Genomic DNA, 25,256 nt, shown 5'->3' on the forward strand with positions numbered 1-25,256 from the left:
TCACGGTTCCACCCGGCCTGCGTGCGGCCGGGCCCGCACGGCCCGGTCCAGCGCATCGCGCAATTGCGCGCTGACCGCGCGAGCCGAAAATCGCTGGGCGTTCGCCCGCCCAGCGCTCACCAGTTCGGCCCGCAGCAACGGGTCGCATGCGACACGTTCGATCTGCCGCCCCCATTCGGCGGCATCCGTCGCATTGGCAATCGCCACGAACGACTCGCCCATCGTGTAGCGGTACACCGGCAAATCCGACGCGACGACCGGCACGCCGACAAACTGCGCTTCGATCACCGTGCGGCCGAACCCTTCGTGCAGCGTCGGCGACACGTACAGATCCGATGCCTGGAAGAAGCAGCCGAGATCCTCGTCGTCGACATGCTCGACGAAGTGGGCGACGATTCCCGCCCGTGCGGCAATGTCCCGGCACTCGTCGCGATTGGCCTGATTCTGCGCGCTGCCCACCCGCAGCACCATCACGTCCTTGCGCCCGAGCAATGCCAGCGCGCGAAACAGCGTCGCATTGTTCTTGCGCGTTTCGTCCGAACCGACGTTCAACACGACCAGTGCTTCGCCGATATGGATACCGAAGCGCGCAAGCAGCTTCGCGCGCGCTTGCGCACGTACTGTGGCGTCGATCGGAGCATGGTGATCGTCGAACGCATTGGGTACGACCTGTATCCGGTCAGCCTGGATGCGAAGCGCCGACAGGGCCTCTTGCGCGGTCACGTCCGATGGCGCGAGCACCGTGTCCGCAGTCGCGATCAGCGACTGCGTCAGCCGCATGTACGCGTTTTTCAGCTTCTCGACGACGCCGCGCACCTGCCCCTGATGCTGCACGTGATGCAGCACGATGCCGACCCGGCCGCCCGCCCGCCGGATCAGCGGAATCATGAAGGCCAGGTCTTCCTGGTACAGCATGACGAAGTGCCCGGCGCGCGCGGCCGCGACCGCGCGCAGCGGATACAGCACGAACTGCGTCCAGTAGCGCCGAAACGAGCGCGGTTCGGCCGGAATGTCGACCGGCTCCACGTCGAATCCCGCCAGCGCCGGGATGAAGTCGATGCATTTGAGGCTGTAGCGCATGACGCCATTCCAGCTCACCGGCCGCGGACCGAGAAACCACACGACCCGCACCGCGTGTGCCTCGCGCCGCGCTGCGTCCTTGCCTGCCATCGAATCGCTCATGCGATGCGCTCCTTGCCCAACAGCATCGAATCCTCCCGGTGATCAGGCACGCGCCGCTGCGAAGCCGGCGCCGATCCGGCGAACGCCGCGCAATGGCGACGGCTCGAAGCCATTGAGCACCAGCCCGTCGATGCGCACGCCGATCTTGCCCAGGCCGTCCAGCGATTCCGCGATGCCGGTCGCGTTCGCCGAACCCTGGCGAGCCACCAGCAGCGTCATGTCGGCAACGCGTGACAATGCAGCGAGGTCGGCCACCGGCTGCGCGGACGGCGTATCCACGATGACCATGTCGTACCGGCTCCGCAACGACGCGACCAACGAGTCGAGACGTGCCATGTCGAACAGGTTGCGCGTCGACGCGCCCGGCGCTCCGGCGGACAGCGCATCGAGCCTGTCGTCGACGCGGGTGATCGCCTCATCGGCCGGCAGTGCGCCCTTCAGCACGTCGGACAAGCCTTTCGTCGCAGTGACCGGCAGATAACGATGCAGCGCCGGCGCACGCACGTTGGCATCGACGATCACCGTCTTCAGCCCCTTCTCGGCGTACAGGTACGCGAGATTGGCGGCAAGCATCGACTTGCCCTGCGCAGGTCCCGCGGACGACACCAGCACGACCTTCGCGCCGCCGCCATACGCGGCCAGCCGGTGCCTCAATGTCAGCGCCAGGCTGTCCATCGCGTCGGCCAGCGAAACATCGGCCGGCTCCTTCGTCGCGATGAATGCCGGCGTGCGGTTCGCATCCGCTTCGGCCTGGCGGCGCGAATTCGGCAGGACACCGAGCATCGGGATGCCGAGTGCCGCTTCGAGATCGTGCGGATCGCGAATGCGCCCTGCCAGCAATGCACGGCCCTGCGCCGCGAGAAAACCCAGCATCAGTCCGATCACGGCACCGGCCATGATCGCGGCCAGGCGCTTCGGCCGAACCGGCTTGTCGCTGACGACAGCCGCATCGACGATCGACGCGTTGCCGACCGTACCGGCTTCCGCGATCTGCAACTGCTGCGTGTTGTTCAGCAATCCGACGTAGAGCTGATTGTTGACCTCGACGTCGCGCGCCAGGCGCAAGTACGTCTGCTGTTGCGACGGCAGCCGCGCCGCCTTTTCCTTCAGCACCGCCGCCTGTTGGTCGAGTTCCTTCAGCTTGTTGGCCGCCGCCACGACCTGCGGTTGCCCCGGTACGTACTTCGACAACAGGTCCTGATACGCGAGCTTGGTCTCGAGCCGCGACTTGTCGACGAACGCCAGTTGCTCGACGAGCAGCCGGATGTCGCCCTGCGCGTCGATCGAGCCCTGCTGGTTGCGAAACGTGTTCAACGCCTGCTCGGCCTGTTGCAGCCGGGCCTTGACGATCGGCATCTGCGCGTTGAGGAACGTAAGACTGCGCTCGGCATCGTCGGCGCGACGTCTCGAGTTGAAGTTCAGGTACGCAGCGGCGATTGCGTTGAGCATGCGCGCGGCAAAGACCGGATCGGGATCCTCGAAACTCAGCTGCATGATGCCCGACTGCCGCTTCGTTTCGGTCACGCCCAGTTTCTTCAGGATCGCTTCGAGACGAACGTCGGTAGCGACGCGCCGCACGCGGAATTCCGCGCCGGGGCGTGCGATGATCCGCGCGACGTCGACGCGATAGCCGTTGCTCTCGCTCGGCACGCCGACCACACCGTTCAGCACCACCTGACCGCTGCGGTCCTTCAGACGAAACCGGTTGTCGTCGAGATAGTCGAGTTCCAGCGCCTTGCCGATCTGCGCGGTGGGAACATCGAATGTCCTGAGTTCGAGGCGCTCGCCGCCCCATGCCCACGACGACATACCGAGCGGCGCGTCGACGAGACCGTCCGCGCCTTTCGGCAGGAGCGCACCGATGAGGCCGCCGACTACAGGAAACCGGTTCTCGACCGACACCTCCGTCTGTGCGGCCGTCGCGTTCATCGCTTCCATGACAACCGAACGAGAACGGACGATGTCGATTTCGCCGATCACGGCCGAGTTCTGGATGTCGAGCGCCTTGGAGATCGACGACAGCGATCCCAGTGCGCTGGCCTTGTTCTCTTCGATCTGGATCAGCGTGTCGGCCGAATAGACCGGCGTTGCCGCGATCGCATAGACGATCGCCAGCAGCAGGCAGGCGGCGAACACGGCCGCGAAGAGACGCCCGTTGTCGAGCACGTTCTCCAGCAAATCGATCGGCGACAACCGCGTCGCATGCCGGGCTGGCTGTTTCGGCTCGTTCTGATGCCCGGTCAATACAGGTCGATCCATCTTCATGCTGAACTCCAGAATGGAAGATCCGGCTGCCTTCGCCGCTTTACGCGCATTGTTGTTCACGCTCATATCATTGAAAATTCGGCGGGACATCCTTCAATGCCGATCGGAAGCGCCGCGCCGGCAATCCGTTCTCGCCCTCGTTCGTTTCCTTCCGGCACGCAGTCGTCTCTGCTGCCGCCCCTAAGCATGCTCGGCGGTGATTCCCGTGCCCCGCAGTGCCACGCCGATGTCGGACAGCCGTGCGACGACATCCGCTGCCGGATCGGCTTCCGCCTGACCCGGCTGGCCGCCCACGAACAGGAAGCGACGCCCGACGCCGGCGCGCGCGCCGGCGTCGAGATCGGACTGTTTGTCGCCGACCAGGATCGAGCCAGACAGGTCGAGATCGAGATCGCGCCGTGCGTCGTGCAGCATGCCGGGCTGCGGTTTCCGGCATGCGCATGCCTGCCGGTAGCGGCCCATCCCGGCCACCGGGTGATGCGGGCAGAAATAGACGCGGTCGATTCGCGCGCCACGCTCGTCGAACCTGCGACGCATCCATTCCATGAACGCGACGAACTGCGACTCCGAAAAATATCCGCGGCCGATACCGGCCTGATTCGTCACGACAACCACCTGGTAACCGGTCGCATTGGCCAGCCGCACGAGGTCGAAGATGCCGTCGACGAATACGCAGTCCTGCTGCCTGTGAACGTAGCCGTAGTCGACATTGATCACACCGTCGCGATCCAGGAACAGTGCCTTACGCTTCACGGGTTCGTATCTCCAGCATCGGCGGAATGACGGTTTGCGCGCGTCTATAGTCCGCCGGCACACCGATATCGATGAATGCCGTGACTTCGGGGAACACTCGGATGTCGAGCGCATCGACCCGTTCGCCCAGGAAGTCCTGCTCGAATGAAAATTTCGCCGGCAGCGCGAAACCGAGCAGCGTGCGCGCGTTGACGACATACGTGCCCGCGTTGATATAGCCCTGCGTCGGCCGCTTCTCCAGGAATGCCGACAGCCTGCGCGAGGTCGCGTCGAAATCGAGCGTGCCGTAGCGCGACGCATCGTCGACCCGCGTCGCCGCCACGACGAGATCGGGGCGCGTCGCGCGATAGAACGCCGACAACGCGCGCAAATCGAGGTTCGACCATGTGTCACCGTTCATCACGATCATGTCGCTCGTGCGATGAGCCTTCAGCGCGTGAACGATCGCACCGCCGGTGCCGAGCGGCTCGTCCTCCTCGACCACGGAAATCGCGATGCCGAAGTCGCGCGACGTCACGAGCGCCTTGATCGGGCCGCTACCGTAACCGAGCGACAGCACCACCTCGGTCACGCCCTGCTGCCGGAGGCCTCGCAGCATCCAGCACAGAAAGGGCTCGCCGCCGATCGACGCGAGCGCCTTCGGCATTGTGTCGCCCAGCACCGGCCGCAGCCGCGTGCCGAGGCCGCCGGCCAGGATCAGGCAGGGCAGCATTGCGTTCATGCAAAGATCCGCTCTTCGACGATGCCGCAAATGATGTGGCCGCACACAAGATGTCCTTCCTGGATTTTCGGGGTCGACGCGGACGGAATCTCGATGCAGATGTCGGCACGCCTGCGCATCTCGGCGGCGCCAGGCCCGTTACCGGTGAAGCCGACCGAGTACATGCCGGCCGTCCTTGCAACGTCAAGCGCACGGAGAATGTTCGGCGAACGCCCGGACGTCGAATACGCCCAGAAGACGTCGCCCGGGCGTCCGGTCGCCTGAATCTGGCGCTCGAACAGTTTCTCGTAGCCGTAGTCGTTACCGATCGCGGTCATGACCGACGTGTCCACGGTCAGCGCGAATGCGGCAAGACCCGGCCGGTCGAAGTTGAAACGGCTGACGAATTCACCTGCGATATGCTGCGCGTCCGCCGCGCTGCCGCCATTGCCTGCCAGCAGGATCTTGTTACCTGCCCGCAGCGCCTCCGTCACGCGCTCGGCCACCTGCTCGATCCGCGCCAGTTGCCCGTGATCGGATACGAGCGCCGTCAGTACCGACAGCGTCTGGCGAATTTCGCTCTCTACTGCGATCGTCATTGATTCTTTCTCCACGACTGCGCACCGATGTCGGTGAACGTGCAGTTCAGCACCTGACCATTGGTTCCGTTGTATGCATCGAGCGCGCGCATCACGGCGGGCCGCTCGACCGGATCGACGAAGAACATCATGAAGCCGCCGCCGCCCGCGCCGGACACCTTGCCCGCCTTCGCACCGGCCCGCACCGCGACGCGGTACAGATCGTCGATCATCGGGTTCGAGATGTTCTTTGCCATCCGCTTCTTCGATTCCCACGCATCGCGCATCGATGCGGCGAACGCATCGAAATCGGCACGCAACACGGCCTCCTTCATGCGAATGGCTTCGTCCTTCACTTCGTGCAACGCGGCCAGCGAATCGACTACGCCCTCCGTCACGTTGCTGCTCTGCTCCTTGATGATGTTGGCCGACTCACGCGATACGCCGGTGTAATACAGCACGAGCGACGCTTCCATCTCGGCCTTGATTTCCTGCTTGATCCGCAGCGGGTTGACGATCACGCGATCGCCGTAGAACTCCATGAAGTTCAGCCCGCCGAATGTCGCCGCGTACTGGTCCTGCTTGCCGCCTGCAAGCCCGAGATCCTGTCGCTCGATGTCGTGTGCGAGGTGTGCGATGTCGTATTCGCCGAGCGGCAGCGACAGCAGTTCGCTGAACGCCCTGACCAGCGCGACGACGATCGTCGACGACGACCCGAGCCCGGACCCCGGCGGTGCTTCGGAGCACGTCGTGATCGTGACGGCCAACGGGTGGCCGCCGTGAAAATCGCGGACGATCCGGTTGTAGACGCCGACATGCAGACCGAGCCCGTTCTGCACCTCGAGTACCGGCGACACGGAGCCGATCCATCGGGTATCCGTATCGGCCGCGACCAGTTCCACCTTCGCATCGTCGCGCGGGGAGATCGACGCGTACGCAAACTTTTCGATCGTCACATTGAGCGCCAGACCGCCGAACCGGTCGGAATACGGCGGCACGTCGGTTCCGCCGCCGCCCAGACCCAACCGCAAAGGAGCCCTCGAACGGGCAATGAAGCGTGTCATGAAATCTCTCGCAGACAATGAACCGGACGCCGGCACAATGCCGTTCCCGCCCCCGCACATTCCGTCTGGAATACACGGCCATGTTCGTTGGCGCCACTATGCGATAGATGTCCGGCCCGCTGCGTGCGATGGCTTACATTAAGCCGCCGCCGCGACTTCGAAGCGCCCAACCTGCGTTACGCTCTGTTCGCGATCGGCACACCGACGGGCGAAGCGCGCGTGATAAACGCCGACTCATTCCCCGCCTCGCACGACGATGTCCTTCCGTCCTTGCCAGTTTTTGACAATTGCTTTCGGGAGCGATGCCGGGGTTGGATCACACGCCGGTTATCCGGCTCCTGATAGTTGCCGGAAGCATCATCACGATGCTCGGAACGACACGGTCACGCGAGAATCGCTCCGAATTCGATCTGGATAACGTATCAATCGATTCATCGATGCTGGACACAAAAAATGAAAAATGTTCTACCGTTCGATTCCGTGGCGCCGGGCCACTCCCGAACTGCCATGCGCGGCATGTGCATGGCACTCGCCTGCACGACCGTCGCCGTGCTTTCCGCATGCACGGTCGTGCCGGGGCAGCATATGAGTTCGACCGCGTTGCCGGTCACGACCGCCGACAATGGTGACGTGACCAGCGACATGCAGGTTCCGGTCAGGCAGATCGACCTGACGCAGATCGAGCAGATCCGGGCCGAACAGCGACGCGCCCCTGCTGCGTCCATCCCGCCGAACCTGTTCGCGAAGTCGGGTATGTACCGTATCGGTGCCGGCGACGTGCTTCAGATCACGGTATGGGACCACCCCGAATTCGCGACGGCCGCAGGACAACCCATACAGAACACGAAGGCCGCGGACGCCGCGCCGGGCTTCGTCGTCGACAGCAACGGCGACGTGCAGTTTCCGTATGTCCCGAGGCCGATCCACGCAGTCGGGAAAACCGTCGCGCAGATCCAGCACGAAGTCAGGACCGAGCTCGCCAAGGTGTTCGTCAAGCCGCAGGTCACGGTTCGCGTTGCATCGTTCCGCGCCACGCAGGTCTATGTCGACGGCGAAGTGCGCAATCCGGGCGCGCAGGCGGTCAACGACATTCCAATGACGCTGATCGAAGCCGTCAGCCGTGCAGGCGGATTTGCGCCGACAGCTGATCAGAGCCGCGTCACGATCACCCGCGACGGCACGATCTATCCGCTGAACGTCGCCCAGATGATGAAGACGGGGAAGAATCCGGCGGACATCATGCTGAAGCCCGGCGACATGCTGCATGTCAGCGCGCGCGACGACAATCCCGTGTACGTGATGGGCGAAGTGGTCAGGCCGCAAGCCGTCGCGCCGCTGCGCGACGGCACGCTCACGCTCAGCGAGGCGCTCACGCAGGCCGGCCAGCTCAACCAGCAGACGTCGAATGCCAAGCAGGTGTTCGTGCTGCGCAAGGCCGCCGACAGCGCCCCCGTCATCTATCACCTCGACATGCAGTCACCCGTGTCGATGCTGCTCGCGAACCAGTTTCCGCTGGCGTCGAAGGACGTCGTCTATGTCGACAACACAGGGCTCGTCCGCGCAAGCCGCGTGCTGAACCTGCTGCTGCCGGCGATCAGCGCCGGGCTGACCGGCGCGCTCGTCACGAAGTAGCCGGGCGGGCTGCACGCGGAGAGCGGGTCTGCATGACTCCCCTCATCGCGTGCAGTTCGACGTAAGCGGACGCTATTGCTCCGGTCCCGGAATCGTCGTAACGAGCGGCGCAACGCAAATGATGACCGTCATTGCGAACAGTGCGTGACATGACCGAATCCCGGTTCGATGCATACGCAACGAACCGGCGCACACGCGCCGCAGCATGACTCGCACACGCGCTTGCCCCGGGTACTTCTTACCCGATCGCACACGCGCCGTCGGGAACGATGACCGCTTTTCCACCCCGCCGCGCGGCCCTGCCCGATAAAGATCGTACGTATCGGTAGAAACACCGATGCTGTAGTCAAACTACATTCATACCATTAGTCGCTGCAGAGAATCGCTACATCCGATTCGGCAGTGCCGGGCGGCCTGCGCGTCGCCGCCCGCGTTGACCGGTCGAGCCCAACCGGCCGTAACGATTCCCCGCCCGGCCTGGCATGCCGACGCGCAACCACCCTGCATCGCCAGCCGAATGCGTCCGGTGCGAATCCACCGGACGAGCGCAGCTCCAGACATCATCCGAACAATCGGCAATACGATCAGGAGAGCAACATGCGGGACACACTCTGGCCGGCCGTCGTGCTGGCAGCGACCCTCTGCACCACTGCCTACGCAGGCGATGCCGACTTCAACACACAAGGCGACGCGACCGATGCGTTCGCGTCGGCCGCCGCACAACGACGCGCCGACCTGCTCGTGCGCAAGATGACGCTCGACGAGAAACTCCAGTTCATCCATTCGCAATACGAAATGTCAAAGGTGCCGGGCGGCGGCGCCGGCTATATCCAGGGCGTGCCGCGGCTCGGCATTCCCGATCTCAACATGGTCGACTCGGCGACCGGCTCCGGCAGCACGTCGCAGGCCAGCACGACGTTCCCCGCGACGATCGCCGTCGCCGCGAGCTGGGATCGCCGGCTGTCGTACGACTACGGCAAGCAGGTCGCGATCCAGTTGCGCGCGCAAGGATTCGGCATGGGCCTCGGCGGCGGCACCAATCTCGCGCGCGAGCCGCGCGGTGGCCGGCTGTTCGAGTATCTCGGCGAAGATCCGTTGCTCGCGGGCGACCTGCTCGCCGAACGCACGCTCGCCACGCAGCGGCAAAAGGTCATCGCCACGATCAAGCACTACGCGGGCAACGAGCAGGAGCACGGCCGGATGGGCGGCAACACGCAGATCGACGAACGCACGCTGCGCGAGCTTTACCTGCTGCCGTTCGAGATCGCCGCGAAGCGCGGTCGCCCCGGCAGCGTGATGTGCAGCTACAACCGGCTGAACGGCACATACGCGTGCGAAAACACTCACCTGCTGAACGACGTGCTGAAGAACGAATGGGGCTTCCAGGGCCAGGTGCAGTCCGACTGGGGCGCCACGCACAGCACGGCCGCCGCGATCAACGCCGGGCTCGACGAGGAAGAGGACGTCGGGCCGAGCGTGTACCTGACGCCGACGGCCGTCAAGCAGGCGATCGCGAACGGCTCGGTGTCGACCGCACGGCTCGACGACATGGTGCGGCGCAAGCTCGCCGTGATGATCCGCGTCGGCGTGATGGACGATCCGGCCACCGGCGGCGGAACGATCGATTTCGCGGCCGCGAACCGGTTTGCGCAGGCCGCTTCCGAGCAGTCGATCGTGCTCCTGAAGAACGACGGCAATCAGTTGCCGCTCGCGGCATCGGCGCTGTCGCGCATTGCCGTGATCGGCGGCCATGCGGACGCGGCCGTGCTGTCCGGCGGCGGCTCGGGCAACACGCGCGACCCGGTGTCGGGTTCGTTCGCGGGTTGCGGCGGCCTGACGTTCGGCGCGTCGACCGGGTGCAGCTGGTGGCGCAATCCGTGGCTGAAGGTCGACGTGCCGATCGTCGCGGCCATCCGCGCGCTTGCGCCGGCCGCGCAGGTCACGTATGCGGGCAACAGCGACCAGCAGTCGCCGTTCCGTGCGTATACGCAGCAGGAAATCGACCAGGCCGCGGCGCTCGCGGGCCGCTCGGACGTCGCGATCGTCGTGGTGGCCCAGCCGGCCGGCGAGGATTTCGGCGACCTGCAGAGCCTGGGCCTCGCGAACCCGTCGAACCAGGACGCGCTCGTCGAAGCCGTCGCGCGCGCGAATCCGCATACGATCGTCGTCGTCCAGAGCGGCAATCCGGTGCTGATGCCGTGGAAGGACAACGTGTCGGCGATCGTCGAGGCGTGGTATCCGGGCGAAGCCGGCGGCAAGGCGATCGCGAACGTGCTGTTCGGCGCGGTCAATCCGTCCGGCAAACTGCCCGTCACCTTCCCCGCGCGCGATCAGGATTCACCGGCCTGGGGGCAAAACGGCACGTTCGACAACGACCCGGTCTACGCGGAAAAGCTGAACATGGGCTATCGCTGGTATGACGCGCGCAACATCAAGCCGATGTTCGAGTTCGGCTACGGGCTGTCGTACACGCACTTCGCGTATTCGGGGCTGTCGGTGTCGAAGCAGTGGGACGGGTCGCTGAGCGTCGCGTTCACGGTACGCAACGACGGGCGCGTCGCCGGTGCGGAGATCCCGCAGGTCTATCTCGGCGTGCCGTACAAGGACGAACCGCCGAAGCGGCTGGTCGGCTGGGAGAAGATCCGGCTGAATCCGGGCGAGGCGCGGCGTGTCCGCGTGACCGTGTCGCCGCGCATGCAGAGCGTGTGGGATACGTCGCGTAACGGCTGGCGGTTCGTGCCGGGCGGCACCGTGTACGTCGGTGCGTCGTCGCGGGATATCCGGTTGCAGGGGCACTGAGCGGCGCCAACCCAGCGGAGGAGCCGCGCGTGTCGCGCCCGGCTCCTCCGTCTTCCGCCGTCCGCACCGGCGATCCTCACCGGAACAGTAGCGCCAGCAGCGTCGCGAGCGCGGCAATCGCGGCGATCCCCGCCGCGATCCCGGCCAGATGCGCGGCGACCACGAGGCCGGCGGGCAATCGCACGGATGCCGGGTCGCTCACGGCACCCGACGGCCCGGCCCGCGATCTCGACGCGACGCCCGTCGTCATGCTCCACTCCCTTCCAGCGTATCGAGCAACGGCCTCGCCAGATGCAGCACCTGATACACCGTGCCTGCGCCGCCGTCGTCCGGCTCGTGTTCGGTGACGACGGCACGCGTGAGCCGCCAGCGTAGCGAGTCCAGGCTGACCGCGGCCGCCACCACACCCTGCCGCGCCGCCACTTCGCGATTGCGCGCCACCTCCCGCGCCAGCGTCGCCTCGAGGTCGGCATCCGCCGGAATGTCGACGGCTTCCAGACGAACGAAGCGCCCCGTCGACGCACTGCCCTTGCGCGCGTCGAGCGCGACCTGCACGTCGATCGGCGCGCGGCCGAAGCTGTCCGTCACGACCCGGTACCGGCCGCCCGTGACGAACCCGGCGAACGCCTGCTCGTTACGCCACAGATAGAACGACGCATAGCCGTTTTCCGTCGCATCGTAGCGGCCCGCCTCGCGCAGCAGGAACCCCTTGAACACCAGGTCCGGCGTGTCGTCCCAGAGCTTGCCGCGCTCGCGCACGCGATGGCGGATGATGTCGAGGTCGTAATCCGCCGGCAGGCGGTGCACGTAGTACGCGGTCAGCATGATCGACTCCTGAAGGGAAACGGAGATTCCGAATGGCTCGAGAACAGCGTAGAAGACCTTGAATCATTTGAAAATACGATGGCAGAATATTTCAATGATTCGATTTCTCAATGAATGAGTGTGCGATGAAAACGCTCGACATCGAAGCCGTGCAGGCGTTCGTGCTGACCGCCGACCTCAAGAGCTTCACGCGGGCCGCCGAGGCGATGGACACGACGCAGTCCGCGGTGAGCCTGAAGATCAAGCGGCTCGAAAGCGGCCTCGGCCGCCGCCTGCTGGAACGCACGCCGCGGCAGGTTCGCCTGTCGGCCGACGGCACCGCATTCCTGGAACCGGCGCGCGAACTGGTGGCCGCCCACCACGGTGCGGTCGGCGCGTTCGGCACCGGCCGGCGGCGGCTGGTGATCGGCGTCAGTCACCATGTCGTCGGCGCCGATCTCCCGATGCTGCTGCGGCGCATGAGCGAGGCGGAGCCGACGCTCGTGCTGGAGATCCGCGTGGCCGCGTCGCGCGACGTGCTCGATGCATTCGACCGCGGCCAGCTCGACGCGGCCGTCGCGCTGCAGCACGACAGTCGGCGGCTCGACGGCGAAACCATCCTGTCGGAGTCGTTCGGCTGGATGGCCGCGACGGATTTCGAGTACCATCCGCCGCAACCGCTGCGGCTGGCCACGCAAGCCGAGCCCTGCAGCGTGCGCCGCATGGCGATCGGCGCGCTCGACCAGGCCGGTGTCGCCTGGACGGAGGTGTTCGTCGGCGGCGGCGTCGCGACGATCGGCGCGGCGGTGTCCGCGGGGCTGGCCGTCGCGGCGCTCGGGCATCGCGTGGCGCCCGCCGGCACGGTCGACGTCGGTGCGCGATACGGGCTGCCGCCATTGCCGACGCGCGACGTGGTGCTCCACTCGAGCCTGACCGATGCGCGCGCCCGGCAGGCACTGCGCACGCTCGGCGCGGCACTGCGCTCGTCGGTCGGGGCGCGTTGATGCCGCACGAGCCGGTGCAGGCCGTATCGTCCCGGCTCGACCCATGCCGAACCGAACCACCCGGAGAGAAGACACATGCGTCCACTGGACGAACTGGTCAACGAGCGTGAATCCGCCCTGCCGTCATTGATCGAGTGGTCGGCGGCAGCGCCTGATCGTTGCGAGATATTGCCGCCATCGGGCCGGAATGGCGAAATCCTGTCGACCCTTCAGGTCACCACGCGATCGCTCCTGGGGGCCATCGCCTATTCGACCGGCGGCCTGCTCGTGGACGGCGGCTACCTTCGTCTGCTCGGCTCGGGCCATCCCGCGTTGCCCCGGGACATCGTCGGCTGGAATCAGGGACGCTCCTCCGGCTTTCTGTTGGTCGCGGATGATGCCGTCGGCGGATTCTTCGCCTTGAATGGCGGCGCACTCGGGGAGGACACGGGCTCCGTGTACTACTTTGCACCCGACACGCTGGAATGGGAGCCCCTCGGGATCGGGTACGGCGACTTCGTGCGATGGTCGCTCGGCGACACGTTGAGCGACTTCTACGCGAGCATGCGCTGGCCTGGCTGGCAGGCCGATGTCCAGCGCCTGACGACGGATCAATGCTTCAGCTTCTATCCATTCCTGTGGACGAAAGAAGGATCGGTCGAACGCAGCAGCCGTCGGGCGGTCGACGTTGCCGAGCTGTATGCGCTCCAGATCGGCGCCGGCGCCAAGACGTCGAGACAACCGTGATCCGGTGGACCTGCCTTCGAATCCGGGACGTCGGGTCCTGTGGCCAAGCCGGTGCGCTTGGCCGCACCTGAGCATTCACATCGGCATCGCGTTTTGACGGCTTCGAAAGGCGTCGATGCGCGCCACGGTAAAATTCCTGTTTCATCCCGCCCGCTCGTGCCGCCGCCCGAGGCCTGCGCGGGTCGATATCCAACGCATCGCCCGGCCGTCATCATCTTGATTTCCCTACACCTTTCATCTCGCGACGCATGAGTTACTCGCTCGCCACCACCTGCATCCGCGAACTCGAGATCCGCAAGAGCCGCTTCATCGGGTTCGCGATCCCCGTCGACGATCGCGACGCCGCGATGCACGCGCTGCAGCGCCTGCGCGACGAGCATCCTGCGGCCACCCACGTGTGCTGGGCGTTGCTGGCGGGTGGGCAGTCGGGCATGTCGGACGACGGCGAGCCGTCGGGCACCGCGGGCCGGCCGATCCTCGAAGTGCTGCGCCATCACGATCTCGACGGCGTGCTCGGCGCGGTCGTACGCTACTACGGCGGCGTGAAGCTCGGCGCGGGCGGACTGGTGCGGGCCTATACGGATGCGATCGCATCGGCGCTGCTCGACGCCGAGCGCGTCGAACGTGTCCGCTACACGCGACTCGCGATCGAGATCGGCTACCCGGACGAGGCACGCGTGCGCCGCTGGATCGAACAGGCCGGATACACGCTCGTGGACAGCGCGTACGGGATGACGGTGAAGCTCTCGATCAAGCTGCCGGAAAACGCCGAAGCCGCGGCAAGAACCGAGCTGTTCGACCTGACGCAAGGGCGCTCGGGATTTCCGGCGACGTGACGCGCGGGCAACGCGTCCGCGCTCCCCGCGTGGCCGGACGAATCCCGGCGCCGGTCAGTCGGTCGGTCAGTAAGTGTCCGGGACGATCATGTCGTCCGGCACCGGCCGGCGGATGTAGTCCTCGTGATGCTCGCGCGGCGGCAGGTCGATCGGCGCGTGCGGCACCTCGTGATACGGCACCTGCTGCAGCAGATGGTGAATGCAGTTCAGCCGCGCGCGCTTCTTGTCGACCGCCTGCACGACCCACCACGGCGCTTCCGGAATGTGCGTGCGAAGCAGCATCTCTTCCTTCGCGGCCGTGTAGGCTTCCCAGCGGCGGCGGCTCTCGAGATCCATCGGGCTCAGCTTCCATTGCTTGAGCGGATCCTCGATCCGGCTCTGGAACCGCACTTCCTGCTCGTGGTCGGTGATCGAGAACCAGTACTTGACGATCTGGATCCCGCTGCGCACGAGCATCTTCTCGAACTCGGGCACCGAACGGAAAAACTCCTCGTATTCGTCGTCGGTACAGAAGTTCATCACGCGCTCGACACCCGCGCGGTTGTACCAGCTGCGGTCGAACAGCACGATTTCGCCGCCGGCCGGCAGATGCGCGACATAGCGCTGGAAATACCACTGCGTGCGTTCGCGGTTGTTCGGCGCCGGCAGCGCCGCCACGCGGCATACGCGCGGGTTCAGCCGCTGCGTGATGCGCTTGATCGCGCCGCCCTTGCCGGCCGCGTCGCGCCCCTCGAAAATGACGACGAGCCGGTGCCCCGTGCTCACGACCCAGTCCTGCAGCTTCACGAGTTCGCCCTGCAGGCGGAACAGCTCGCGGAAATACTGCTTGCGCGCTTCGCGCCGCTCCTGCGAAAACAGCAGGTCGTCGCTATCGTCGAAGCGGCGATCGTCGAGCTCCATCTCGAGTTCTTCGTCGTAAGCGTCGACCAGGTCTTCCTCGAAGCGGCGCTGGCGCGCTTCCATCGATTCGAGATCGGCGCGGTTGTCGGTCTCGGTGCGGTTATCGTTGTCGCCCATGGGGCCTCCTTCCATCGTTGACGCAGCCAAACGCCGACATTATCCCAGCGTCGCGCGTCAAATTCATGAAAAAGGGCCGGCGCACCGGTCAGAAGCGGAACGCGAGCAGCACGCTCGCCAGCACGGGGTTCGCGGCAATGTCGAACGTGTTCGACGCGAGCTGACGGTTCGGCTGGTCGATATCCAGCGTAATCTTCGTACGTAACGGGATATAGGTCACCATGCCGGTGATCCAGAACTGGCGCGTGATCTGGTAGCTCGCGCCGACGGTGAACACCGGCTCCCACACGCTCTTCACCTTCGCCGACACGTTGGTCTTGCCCGACAGCAGCAGGTCGCCGCCGGCATCCCAGATCCGCTGGAACAGCGCCGGGTCGAGCAGCAGCGACTGCAGGCTGCCGATGTCCGCGCCCGCCGCGAGCAGCCCGCCGAGCGACGCGAGCTTGCGCTGGAACACGGGATTCAGGTTCGTGTTCGTGAAGCGCGTATAGCTGACGCCGATGCCCGCGAACGGGCGGAAACGGTCGTCGCGCTCGCCGAGGTAATACTTGAATACGACGGACCCGAGCCACGCGCGCGTGGTCGCGAGCGGGTTGCTTTGCGTGTTCGCGAGATCGATCAGCGGAAAGCGCCCCTGGACGCCTGAGAAGATCCGGTCGAGCGGCAGCGCGATGCTGCCGTGCCCGCGCAGCGTCAGCACCGGCGGAATGCCCGCGCCGAGTTCGGCTGCCCAGTTCTCCGAGAAAAAATGCGTCAGCGTGAACGCCAGCGTGTTCGTGTTGCCGAGCGACAGCTGCGACCCCTGGTTCTGGAAGCTGTTCAGCCCGAGTGCGTCCGTGTGCGTCGTCACGGGCGTCGACCGGCCGGTCGTGCCGACGAAGTGCCAGCCGAGGCCGACCATGTTGCGGTCGTCACCCATCAGTTGCGTCAGCAACGGCGGCGCCTGGGCGGCCGGCAGATCGGGCAGCCGCGACGGATCGACCGGATGCAGTTCGTACGGCATCCGGTCGGCGTGGACGACGCCGGGCGCCGGCATGTCGCCCGCCGCCGCGTCGCGCGGCGCAGCCGGATCGCAGCCGCCAACGGCGCCACCGGAGCCACTGGCACCGCCGTCGTCGAAGCCGATGCCGTCCGCGCCGTCGTCGGGCGCTGCCGCGCATGCGCGCCCCGCCCCGCCGGTTCGCTGGCCGAGCGTGATCTTGCGCGCCGTCAACGGGACGGCGTCGGGTTGCGGCCCGTCGGCCTCTTCTCCGTGTCTGCCGTGCCTGCCGCGCCCGCCGCGTGCCGGCCCCGCGTCGGTCGCCCATGCGCTCGCGTCGAACCCGTCCGCGTCGCCGCCCGGCCAGAAGCCGATCCCGTCGGCGCCGGCCTGCCAGCGTGGTTCGGCGTCCGCGTCCGGCTGCGGCGCGCCATGCGCGGCGGCCGCGCACGCGAACAGCGTCGCGCCGAGCCAGCGCGACAGCGGACGCACGGCGCCCGGCCGCGCACGGCGGCGGTACATGTCCCGGCTCCCCATCGGCTCAGGCCGGCACGCCGAACAGGCGTTGACGGATGCGGTACAACGGCTCGAACAGCCATTCGAGCAGGCTGCGCCGCTCCAGCACGATGTCGGCCTTCAGCATCATCCCGGCCCGCAGCGACAGCGGCCGCCCTTCGAACGCCGGCGTGCGGTCGGCCAGCTCGACCCAGGTCTTGAAGTAGGTCTGCGGCGTGGCGGCATCGCCCGGCAGGTTCAGCTCCTTCGCGGAAAACGCGACGGGCGAGATCGACAGCACCTTGCCGCGATAGGTGCCGAACTTCTCGACCGGATAGCTTGCGTACGCAACCTTCACCTCCTGCCCCTTCTTCACGAAGCCGGCCTTCGACGACGGAATGTAGACCTCGGCGATCAGCCCGTCGGCCTTCGCGGGCAGGATTTCGACGACGCGCGTACCCGGCGGGTCGATCACGCCGCCCTGCACGACGTCGAGCCGCACGATCTGCCCGTCGGCCGGCGCGTACAGCACCTGGTTCACGTTCTCGTCGATGTTGTATTCCTTCGCGTTCAGCTCTTCCTGCTTGATCTTCAGCTCCGCGTTCGCCCCGTCGTACTTGCTCTGCATCGTGTCGAGGTCGCCGCGCAGCTTCATCGCATTCTTCGCGAGCTCGGCGCGGCGCAGCAGCAGGTCCTGGTACGCCTGCCCAGCCTGCAGGTACTGCGTGTTCACCTGGTTGTACTGCTCGAGCGTCACGACCTGTTCGTCGAGCAGCTGCTTCACGCGCGCGCGCCGTTCGCCGTACTCGTCGACGATGCGCTTCTGGTCCTGGATCTGCCGGTCGATCAGCCCGCGGCTCTCGCCCTGCGCGGCGATCTGCTGGTTGATCTGCTGTACCGTCGAACGGTATTCGAGGCGTGCCGCGTCGATCTGCTGCGTGACCTCGACGCGCTGCCGGTCGAGCGCCGCACGCATCCCCTGCACGTTGTTCGCCTGGCTGACGAAGCTCGTGTCGCGCGTCACCGCCAGCAGCCGCTGGCCGGCCTTCACGTGCTGGTCCTTGCCGACGTAGACGTCCCGCACGGCCCAGCCCGGCGGCGCGCTGACACCGATCAGCCCCGAACGCGGCGTCAGCATCCCCGACACGCTCTCGGTATTCGCGTAGCTCAGTTCGACGAGTGCGGTCACGAACATCGCGAACATCGCGAGCGACAGGTAGCAGAAGAAGCGCATCGACACCGGCACGTCGACGACGCCGTGGATCACGGTGCCGAAGGTCGTGCCGCGCGCGAGCTTGCGCGACGGCTTCTGTTCTCGGAGGGCGGAGTTCCAGATCGGCATGGGGCAGGCTCGTCAGGAGCGACGCCGTGCGGCCGCATCGAGCAGCGGCGTCGGCATCAGGTAAGGCGTGAAGTGTTCCCAGAAATGCCACTGCTCCGGCTGGCGTACGAGCGCCTGTTCGAGACGGTCGACGATGCGCTGGTGCGTGGCGCGCACCGGCGACGCGTCGTCTTCCGCGCCGAGCATCGGCACGAGCGGGCTGGCCGCGAGCTCGGTGAAATGGACCGCGCAGCGATCGCGGAACGGCACGCCCGTCGCATACGCGACGAGCAGCGGAATCCCCTGCTCGACCGCGAGCTTCACGCCGCCGCCGGCCATCCGCACCCAGCGGCCGCCGAGCCGGCAGCGGTTGGTCTTGCCGAACTTGCCGTGCAGGTCGGAGAACAGCAGGAACACGGGCGCCTCGCGCCGCAGGCTCGTGATCAGCCGCCGCAGGTGCACGCGCTCCTCGATGTCGATGAACTCGACTTCGCCGGCGCCGTATTCGGCGACGAGCCGCAGCGCATCGTCGAAGAACGCACCGGGCGCATCCCGGTGCAGGATCACCATCAGCTTGCGGTCGTCGGGAATCATGAAGCGCAGCTTCGTGACGAACAGCATCAGGTTGCCGAAGTGCAGCCCCGCGAGCATCAGCGGGCCGCCGCGCGCGAGTGCCGCCCGCAGCTGCGCGTCGCCTTCGCACGCCATCCCGTCGATCATCGACTTCATCGATTCAAGGCTGTGCGTGCGCAGCTTGAGCCCCGCGAATTCCGCTTCGAACAGTTCGCGCACGATCGCCGCCGACACGTCCCGCACGCGTCGCGGATCGTCGTTCAGGTGCGCGCTCAGCATGTACGCGACCGCGCGCTCGATCGACTCGCGAATGCACGGAAAGCAGCGCAGGCACGCGCCCGAGCACCAGCGCATCAGCCGCAGCCCGCGCGCCGGCGACGTGCGCAGCGCGACGGCCCGCACCGCGCGCCGCACCAGGAACGCATACGAGAAAGGATTGAGCAGGAAGAGTCGCCCGAGCATCACCGTGCCTCCTCGGCCGCACGCCACGCATCGGTCGCGTCGGTCAATACGCCGTCGTGCATCTGGTAGATCCGGTCGACCATCGACAGGATCGACGCGTCGTGCGTGACGAGCACGATCGTGCACGGCAGCGTCAGCACGTTGCGGCAGATCTCGTGGGTCGTCGCCTGATCGAGGTTCGACGAGAATTCGTCGAGGATCAGCAGGCGCGGCTCGCAATACAGCGCCCGCGCGATCAGGAGCCGCTGCATCTGCCCGGCCGACAGGAACTTCTGCGTATCGCCGAGCGGGGTGTCGTAGCGATGGTCGAGCCGCTCGATCTCATCGTGGATGCACGCGAGCTTCGCCGCGTCGAACATCGCGCCGATGCGCGGCGCGGGCGCGAAGTTCGTGATGTTGTCGCGGATCGTGCCGCGAAACAGCTGGTCGGACTGCGTGACGGCCGCGAGATGCTTGCGGTACTGCCGCAGGTTCACTTCCGCGAGATCGACGCCGCCGACGAACAGCGTGCCGGGCTCGGGCCGCACAAGCCCGCAGATCAGGTTCAGCAGCGTCGTCTTGCCGCTGCCGGTGCGGCCGACGATCGCGATCTTGCTGCCGGCCGGCACGTCGAGCGCGATGTCGCGCAGGATCGGGCGGTTGCCGCCCTTCGGGGTGTACGACAGCGCGCGGATCGAAAGCGTGCCGTCGAAACCGTCGACGGGCCGCACGACCGCGTCCGGCGCCGGTTCCTCGGTCTCGGTCTGCAACACGTCGGCGACGCGGTCCATGTGCACCTGCAGCACCTTGCGGCGCACGTAGAGCTGGATCGAATCGATGAACTTGTCCGCGAACAGGTTCTTGTACTGGATGAACGCGTAGATCACGCCGATCGTGCTCTGTCCGTGCATGACGAGCCACGCGCCGTATGTGACGATCACGAGCTGCTCGACGTGCACGATCCCCTTCGACACCGCATCGAACAGCAGTTGCAGCCGCTCCTGCTGGCGCATCGCCTGCAGCTTCTGCGTGAACGCGTTGATCCACAGGCTGCTGCGCGCGGTCTCGGCCGACAGCAGCTTGATCGAATGCGCGGAGCGGATGTTCTCGATCAGCAGCGCGTCGGCCTCGGCGCCGCGTGTGAGGATCTGCGACATCGCGTCCTGCAGCTGCGGCTGGATCGCGAGCCGGCTGAGCGCGAACAGCACCATCCCGGCCAGGCTGATGCCGGCCAGCACCGGGCTGTAGTACAGCATCAGCACGAGCGTCAGCGTGCAGGTGACGACATTGAGCAGCCCGCCGGCCAGCCCGTCGACGAGAAACCGCCCGACCTCCGACACCGACGACACGCGCGAGATCGAATCGCCGGTGTTGTGGAACAGGAAATAGCCGATCGGCAGCCGCGCGAGATGCCCGACCATGTTCGCCGACAACTGCTGCGACACGATGTTGCGCAGGTAGCTCTTGATGTTGCCGACGAGGTTCGCGTAGAGCGTGTCGAACAGGAACACGATCGCGAACAGGATCGTCAGCAGGTACAGGATGTCGACGTCGGTCTTCTTCAGCGCCTCGTCGATCGTCAATTGCACGTACGACGGGCCAAGCAGCAGCAGGAGCTGCGCGGCGACGCCGCCCGCGATGCCGATCGCGAGGCTCTTGCGAATGCCGGTCAGCCCTTCGAGGTAGTCGCGCAGCCGGATCCGGTCGGCCCGCCCCGCCCGCGTGAAGCCGATATCGGGATTCAGTTCGAGCGCGTAGCCCGTGATGTGCGTGAGCGCCTGCGCGAGCGGCAGCTTCGTTTCGCCGAGCGCGGGATCGACGATGTGCACGCTGCCGTAGCCGACCTTCGTCAGCACGACATAGTGGTTCATCCCCCAGTGCAGGATGCACGGCGTCTTGAGCGCGTCGAGTTCGCCCGCGTCGAACTGCAGCCCGCGTGCGCGCAGGCCGAGATCGTTCGAGATCTCCATCAGGTCGAAGAACGACAGCCCGGAATCGATCCGGACCGGATAGCGGTTGCGCAGCGCGCGCAACGTCGTTTCGCGCCCGTGCCACGACGCGATCATCGCGAGGCAGGCCAGGCCGCACTCCGTCACCTCGTCCTGCAGGACCGGACGGACTTTACGCGTATTGAAGAGCATGGTCGGGCACCCGGGGCGCGACGACACGCCGCCCGGGCCTGCCGGTGCGGGCCCGTGGCGGGTCGTGCGCGATACGCAAGGGCACAGCCGGCACGCTGCCGGCTGCGACGGAAGACCGGTATTACCGGCCGCCTGGCGGGCCGCTCAGCGCGACGAGCCTAGCGACATCCGGAACTGTTCGACGGCGCGGGCCTGGTACTGGGTCATCAGGCCCTGCAGCGTGGTCCCGATCGACTGGTTGACGAGATCGACCGTATAGGCGGCCGAATTGGAGTAAAGCGACGCGCCGCCGCGAATCTGGCGGGCCTGTTCTTCCGTGATGTCTCGCATTTGTTGTGGCCTTTATATTGTCGGAATGCCCGCCACCGTCAGCCAATTGCAATCTCAATGGCCGTTTACATTATTACGTGGATAATCCGGCACTCCCGCCTCCTGATAATCGCCCGAACTGGAAATAATACATTCCGGATTCGCTTTATTGCCACTTCGGCGATCGATTCTTTTCCTTCTGTTTCGCGGCATTTCGCGCGGGGGGCGCCTCCCCGCGCACGGCGGTTACTTGCCGGTGTTATTGAACGTCTTCGGGTTCTGCAGGTAATTGCCGAGGCTCGGCAGGAACTGGCCGAGCGCGGTCACCACCGGCGCGGCGTCAACGGCGAGGCTACCCAGCGAGCTGATCGCACCGCCGCCATGCACATTCCTGACCTGTTCCGTCGTCATGACCTTCATCATTCTCTCCTCGTAAAAAATAAAGATGATGCAAAGAACCTTCATAGAAAGACAAACGGCTTTTAATCCCTAGCGACTTGTTAATCTAATAATCACTGCGATTACGAGCCGAAATCAGGCTATCATGCGGGCGCATCGGAATTCAATGGAGGACACACTCTTACAGGCGCGTTTTCCGGTGCGCCACGGATGGCAGGCATTCACGCTGTTTGAATTTCAATTTCAATACGTTTAAATCCCGGCGCAATGCATTGCGGCACGGGCAGGAGACGGAGACGGCCATGTTTGAAACGAGGCGCGCGAATTACGGATCGGCGACGCGGAATTCGGGTAATTCCCTATCAAGTTTTACGACTAGGTGGAATCCCCGACTTGCAACCGTGACATTGTTCGCTGTAACGATAGCCAGCATGTCGGCGAACGCGCGTGCGTTCTGCCTCGACACCGCCTACCAGTACGCGGTCGTGCACGATCCACGCTACCTGCAGGCGCGCAGCGAATACGATGCGGCCCGCCAGAAATTCCCCGAAGCACGCGCGCAAATGTTGCCGCAGGCCGCCGCGCAGCTCGAATGGGGACGCTACGGTACGCACGCGAACCTGTTCGGCATCGACGTCAGCGGATCGAGCAATGCCGCATACGGTTCCGCGCAGGTCACGCAGGCGCTGTTCAACGTGCCCTACCTGTACGACATGCGGCGCGCGACCGAGTACGAGGAATCGGCGAAGCAGAAGCTCGAGGTCGCGAAGCAGGACCTGATCCTGCGCGTCGCGAACGCGTGCTTCGACCTGCTGAGCGCGCGCGAGAAACTGCAGTCGGCCGACGACGAGGTGAACGCGCTCACCCGGCTCGAAAGCGATACGCGACGCATGGCACAGCTCGGCATGAAGACGATCGGCGACACGGCCGAAATCGAGGCGCGCCGCAGTCTTGCGCAATCCGACGAAGCCCTCGCGCAAACCGACGTGGACGCGCGCCGTGCGCGCTACGAGACGCTGCTCGGGTCGACGATCGATTTCTCGCGCTGGCCGCGGCTCGCGATGCGCGGCTCGTCGCCGCGCATTCCGTCGGGCGACTATGCGCCGCAGGACAACCCCGCGTACCGGCAGGCGTACCGCGACGTCCAGGTCGCGCGGCTCGCCGCGAAGCGCGTCAGCGCCGAGCACTTGCCGACCGTCGACCTGTTCGCGTCGTATTCGCGCGGGCTCAACCCGAACCTGCGCGGCCTGACCGATCGCTCCGACTTCCATCAGAGCGCGGTCGGCGTGCAGGTGACGATCCCGATCTTCTCCGGCGGCAGCGTGTACTACCGGCAGGTGGAAGCCGAGCACGTGACCGAGCAGTACCGCAACCGGCTGCGCGAAGTCGAGGAGCAACTGGGCACCGATCATCGCGAGGCGCTGTCCGCGCTCGAATCGGTCGGCAAGCGCATCCGCGCGCTGCAGCAGTCGCTGCAGGCCGCACGGCTCGCATACGATTCGTCGATGAAGGCGCATCAGGTCGGCTACAGCACGACGTACGAAACGCTGAACCTGCGGCGCGACATCTCGGGCATCCGGCAGAAGCTGTTCGACAGTTATCTCGATGCGCTGAAGCTGCAGCTGAAGCTGAAAAGCGTGCTCGGCACGCTCGACGAACAGTCGTTGATCGCGGTGGACAGCTTCCTCGAAAGCAACGCGGCGAGCGACCGTGGTTAAGCGTGGTTGAGCGTGGGTCGGCGCGCATCGCGCAAAAAAGGTTGTACACGCAACCTTGATGACCGATGCCGACGCGCCGGCCGGTCGATCCATCGAAGCCGGCGCGGCACGACAATGCGCCGTCGTTCACGCAAGCGTGCGTCCGACCCCGCTCGATCGCGCGGCGCAATACACGATCCCGGACGCATGCCGCGCCCTCACCGCGTGCAGGGGTATACGCGATGTTGCGTCCAAAAAAAACTTTGCCTAGAGTGCATCCCATCGATCCGGCGGACAAAGACGTCCCACGATCGTGCGCAGCGCGCGCCCGCTAGCCCGCGCTTCGCCGGCCCCGTTTCGGGCCGCCCATCCGCATTCCCGTTATCCGACAGCGTTGTCGGATGAACGGACCGGCAAAGAAGCCCTTGCCTCGCTCGTCGAGGCAAGGGCTTTTTTTTGTCTTTCGAAAACGCACGTCTTCACCCGAACCAGGAGCACACCATGCGTCATGGCGATATTTCCAGCAGCAACGACGCCGTCGGCGTCGCCGTCGTCCAGTACAAGATGCCGCGCCTGCACACGCGCGCCGATGTGATCGCGAACGCCCGCGAAATCGCGGAGCGCGTGGTCGGCATCAAGCGCGGCCTGCCCGGCATGGACCTCATCGTGTTTCCCGAGTATTCGACGCACGGGATCATGTACGACGCGAAGGAGATGTATGACACCGCATCGACGATCCCCGGCGAGGAAACCGACATCTTCGCGGCCGCGTGCCGCAAGGCGAACGTGTGGGGCGTGTTCTCGCTGACCGGCGAGCGCCACGAGGAACACCCGGACAAGGCGCCGTACAACACGCTCGTGCTGATCAACAACCAGGGCGAGATCGTGCAGAAGTACCGCAAGATCATGCCGTGGGTGCCGGTCGAAGGCTGGTATCCGGGCGACTGCACGTACGTCGCCGAAGGGCCGAAGGGGCTGAAGATCAGCCTGATCATCTGCGACGACGGCAACTACCCGGAGATCTGGCGCGACTGCGTGATGCGCGGCGCAGAACTCGTCGTGCGCTGCCAGGGCTACATGTACCCGGCGAAAGACCAGCAGGTGCTCGTGTCGAAAGCGATGGCGTTCATGAACAACTGCTACGTGGCAGTCGCGAATGCGTCCGGATTCGACGGCGTGTACTCGTATTTCGGCCACTCGGCGATCGTCGGCTTCGACGGCCGCACGCTCGGCGAATGCGGCGAGGAAGAGAACGGCGTGCAGTACGCGGAGCTGTCGGTGAGCCTGATCCGCGACGCGCGCCGCAACATGCAGTCGCAGAACCACTTGTACAAGCTGCTGCACCGCGGCTACACGGGCAAGATCGGTTCCGGCGAATCGCCGAACGGCGTCGCGCAATGCCCGTTCGAGTTCTATGCGAACTGGGTGAACGACCCGGACGGCACGCGCCAGGCCGTCGAACGCCTGACACGCGCGACACCCGGCACGCCCGAATGCCCGATCGAAGGCATTCCGTCCGAAGCGCCCGCGCATCGCTGAAC

Annotated in this window: 22 protein-coding genes; 7 read left to right on the top strand and 15 right to left on the bottom strand. The window is 65.8% G+C overall.

Translation table 11 applies throughout. The features are described 5' to 3' along the window. The 6 genes from DPV79_RS08930 to DPV79_RS08955 form a co-directional block, all read right to left on the bottom strand. A complete protein-coding gene (locus DPV79_RS08930; RefSeq protein WP_113045223.1) occupies window positions 1-1,182 on the bottom strand; it encodes a glycosyltransferase in 1,182 nt (393 codons plus the stop codon). Window positions 1,183-1,224: 42 nt separating this feature from the next. Next, entirely contained in the window at window positions 1,225-3,447 is a 2,223-nt protein-coding gene (locus DPV79_RS08935; protein WP_113045273.1) for a GNVR domain-containing protein, read from the bottom strand. 180 nt (window positions 3,448-3,627) lie between these two features. Next, window positions 3,628-4,200 (bottom strand): D-glycero-beta-D-manno-heptose 1,7-bisphosphate 7-phosphatase, encoded by a 573-nt coding sequence (gene gmhB, locus DPV79_RS08940; RefSeq protein ID WP_113045224.1) that lies wholly within the window; start codon window positions 4,198-4,200, stop codon window positions 3,628-3,630. Then, window positions 4,190-4,921, bottom strand: a complete 732-nt coding sequence (locus DPV79_RS08945; protein WP_244321724.1) for a nucleotidyltransferase family protein — start codon at window positions 4,919-4,921, stop codon at window positions 4,190-4,192. Before DPV79_RS08945 ends, gmhB begins: the two co-directional genes overlap by 11 nt. After that, entirely contained in the window at window positions 4,918-5,499 is a 582-nt protein-coding gene (locus tag DPV79_RS08950) for a D-sedoheptulose-7-phosphate isomerase (protein ID WP_113045226.1), read from the bottom strand. The genes DPV79_RS08945 and DPV79_RS08950 overlap by 4 nt, the downstream gene beginning before the upstream one ends. Then, window positions 5,496-6,542, bottom strand: coding sequence for a GHMP family kinase ATP-binding protein (locus tag DPV79_RS08955; protein ID WP_059485050.1), 1,047 nt, complete (start codon window positions 6,540-6,542; stop codon window positions 5,496-5,498). Before DPV79_RS08955 ends, DPV79_RS08950 begins: the two co-directional genes overlap by 4 nt. A gap of 507 nt (window positions 6,543-7,049) precedes the next feature. On the opposite strand from DPV79_RS08955, the gene DPV79_RS08960 reads away from it, so the two are divergent. After that, window positions 7,050-8,174 carry a polysaccharide biosynthesis/export family protein gene (locus DPV79_RS08960; protein WP_059485051.1) on the top strand — a complete coding sequence of 375 codons (1,125 nt, stop codon included), beginning with the start codon at window positions 7,050-7,052 and terminating at the stop codon, window positions 8,172-8,174. Between the two features lie 597 nt (window positions 8,175-8,771). Then, complete coding sequence (locus DPV79_RS08965; RefSeq protein ID WP_113045227.1) at window positions 8,772-10,973, top strand: glycoside hydrolase family 3 C-terminal domain-containing protein; 2,202 nt, start codon at window positions 8,772-8,774, stop codon at window positions 10,971-10,973. 76 nt (window positions 10,974-11,049) lie between these two features. Here the strand turns inward: DPV79_RS08965 and DPV79_RS42540 are convergent, their stop codons facing one another. Beyond that, complete coding sequence (locus DPV79_RS42540; RefSeq protein WP_155649160.1) at window positions 11,050-11,223, bottom strand: hypothetical protein; 174 nt, start codon at window positions 11,221-11,223, stop codon at window positions 11,050-11,052. Then, entirely contained in the window at window positions 11,220-11,798 is a 579-nt protein-coding gene (locus DPV79_RS08970; RefSeq protein ID WP_113045228.1) for a DUF4865 family protein, read from the bottom strand. Before DPV79_RS08970 ends, DPV79_RS42540 begins: the two co-directional genes overlap by 4 nt. A gap of 125 nt (window positions 11,799-11,923) precedes the next feature. On the opposite strand from DPV79_RS08970, the gene DPV79_RS08975 reads away from it, so the two are divergent. The 3 genes from DPV79_RS08975 (at window position 11,924) to DPV79_RS08985 (ending at window position 14,343) form a co-directional block, all read left to right on the top strand. After that, entirely contained in the window at window positions 11,924-12,781 is an 858-nt protein-coding gene (locus DPV79_RS08975) for a LysR family transcriptional regulator (protein ID WP_060056244.1), read from the top strand. A 75-nt stretch (window positions 12,782-12,856) separates the two neighbouring features. Continuing rightward, window positions 12,857-13,507, top strand: coding sequence for a DUF2625 domain-containing protein (locus tag DPV79_RS08980; protein WP_021159483.1), 651 nt, complete (start codon window positions 12,857-12,859; stop codon window positions 13,505-13,507). A 248-nt stretch (window positions 13,508-13,755) separates the two neighbouring features. Further along, window positions 13,756-14,343 carry an IMPACT family protein gene (locus DPV79_RS08985; protein ID WP_021159484.1) on the top strand — a complete coding sequence of 196 codons (588 nt, stop codon included), beginning with the start codon at window positions 13,756-13,758 and terminating at the stop codon, window positions 14,341-14,343. Between the two features lie 66 nt (window positions 14,344-14,409). Here DPV79_RS08985 and ppk2 read toward each other — a convergent pair whose 3' ends face one another. From ppk2 to DPV79_RS42545, 7 genes are all read right to left on the bottom strand, one after another. Continuing rightward, the gene (gene ppk2, locus DPV79_RS08990) at window positions 14,410-15,360 is read right to left on the bottom strand and encodes a polyphosphate kinase 2 (protein WP_021159485.1); all 951 of its coding nucleotides are present in this window, start codon (window positions 15,358-15,360) and stop codon (window positions 14,410-14,412) included. An 88-nt stretch (window positions 15,361-15,448) separates the two neighbouring features. Next, window positions 15,449-16,876, bottom strand: a complete 1,428-nt coding sequence (locus tag DPV79_RS08995) for an OmpW/AlkL family protein (RefSeq protein WP_113045229.1) — start codon at window positions 16,874-16,876, stop codon at window positions 15,449-15,451. 4 nt (window positions 16,877-16,880) lie between these two features. Then, window positions 16,881-18,176, bottom strand: a complete 1,296-nt coding sequence (locus DPV79_RS09000; RefSeq protein WP_111941615.1) for an HlyD family secretion protein — start codon at window positions 18,174-18,176, stop codon at window positions 16,881-16,883. A gap of 12 nt (window positions 18,177-18,188) precedes the next feature. Beyond that, a complete protein-coding gene (locus tag DPV79_RS09005) occupies window positions 18,189-19,193 on the bottom strand; it encodes a lysophospholipid acyltransferase family protein (protein ID WP_181523073.1) in 1,005 nt (334 codons plus the stop codon). Continuing rightward, on the bottom strand, window positions 19,190-21,310 hold the full coding sequence (locus DPV79_RS09010) for a peptidase domain-containing ABC transporter (protein WP_113045230.1): 2,121 nt from the start codon (window positions 21,308-21,310) through the stop codon (window positions 19,190-19,192). Before DPV79_RS09010 ends, DPV79_RS09005 begins: the two co-directional genes overlap by 4 nt. 144 nt (window positions 21,311-21,454) lie before the next feature. Then, window positions 21,455-21,640, bottom strand: coding sequence for a hypothetical protein (locus DPV79_RS09015; RefSeq protein WP_021159490.1), 186 nt, complete (start codon window positions 21,638-21,640; stop codon window positions 21,455-21,457). Between the two features lie 225 nt (window positions 21,641-21,865). Then, complete coding sequence (locus DPV79_RS42545) at window positions 21,866-22,039, bottom strand: hypothetical protein (RefSeq protein WP_006495012.1); 174 nt, start codon at window positions 22,037-22,039, stop codon at window positions 21,866-21,868. 410 nt (window positions 22,040-22,449) lie between these two features. Between DPV79_RS42545 and DPV79_RS09020 the strand changes: the two genes are divergently transcribed. Further along, window positions 22,450-23,736, top strand: coding sequence for a TolC family protein (locus tag DPV79_RS09020; protein WP_414016621.1), 1,287 nt, complete (start codon window positions 22,450-22,452; stop codon window positions 23,734-23,736). 480 nt (window positions 23,737-24,216) lie between these two features. Beyond that, a complete protein-coding gene (locus DPV79_RS09025) occupies window positions 24,217-25,254 on the top strand; it encodes an aliphatic amidase (protein WP_021159493.1) in 1,038 nt (345 codons plus the stop codon). Window positions 25,255-25,256 lie beyond the last annotated feature (2 nt).

Origin of the sequence: Burkholderia reimsis (assembly GCF_003294055.1) — a bacterium.
In the GTDB taxonomy this organism is placed as follows: Bacteria; Pseudomonadota; Gammaproteobacteria; order Burkholderiales; family Burkholderiaceae; genus Burkholderia; species Burkholderia cepacia.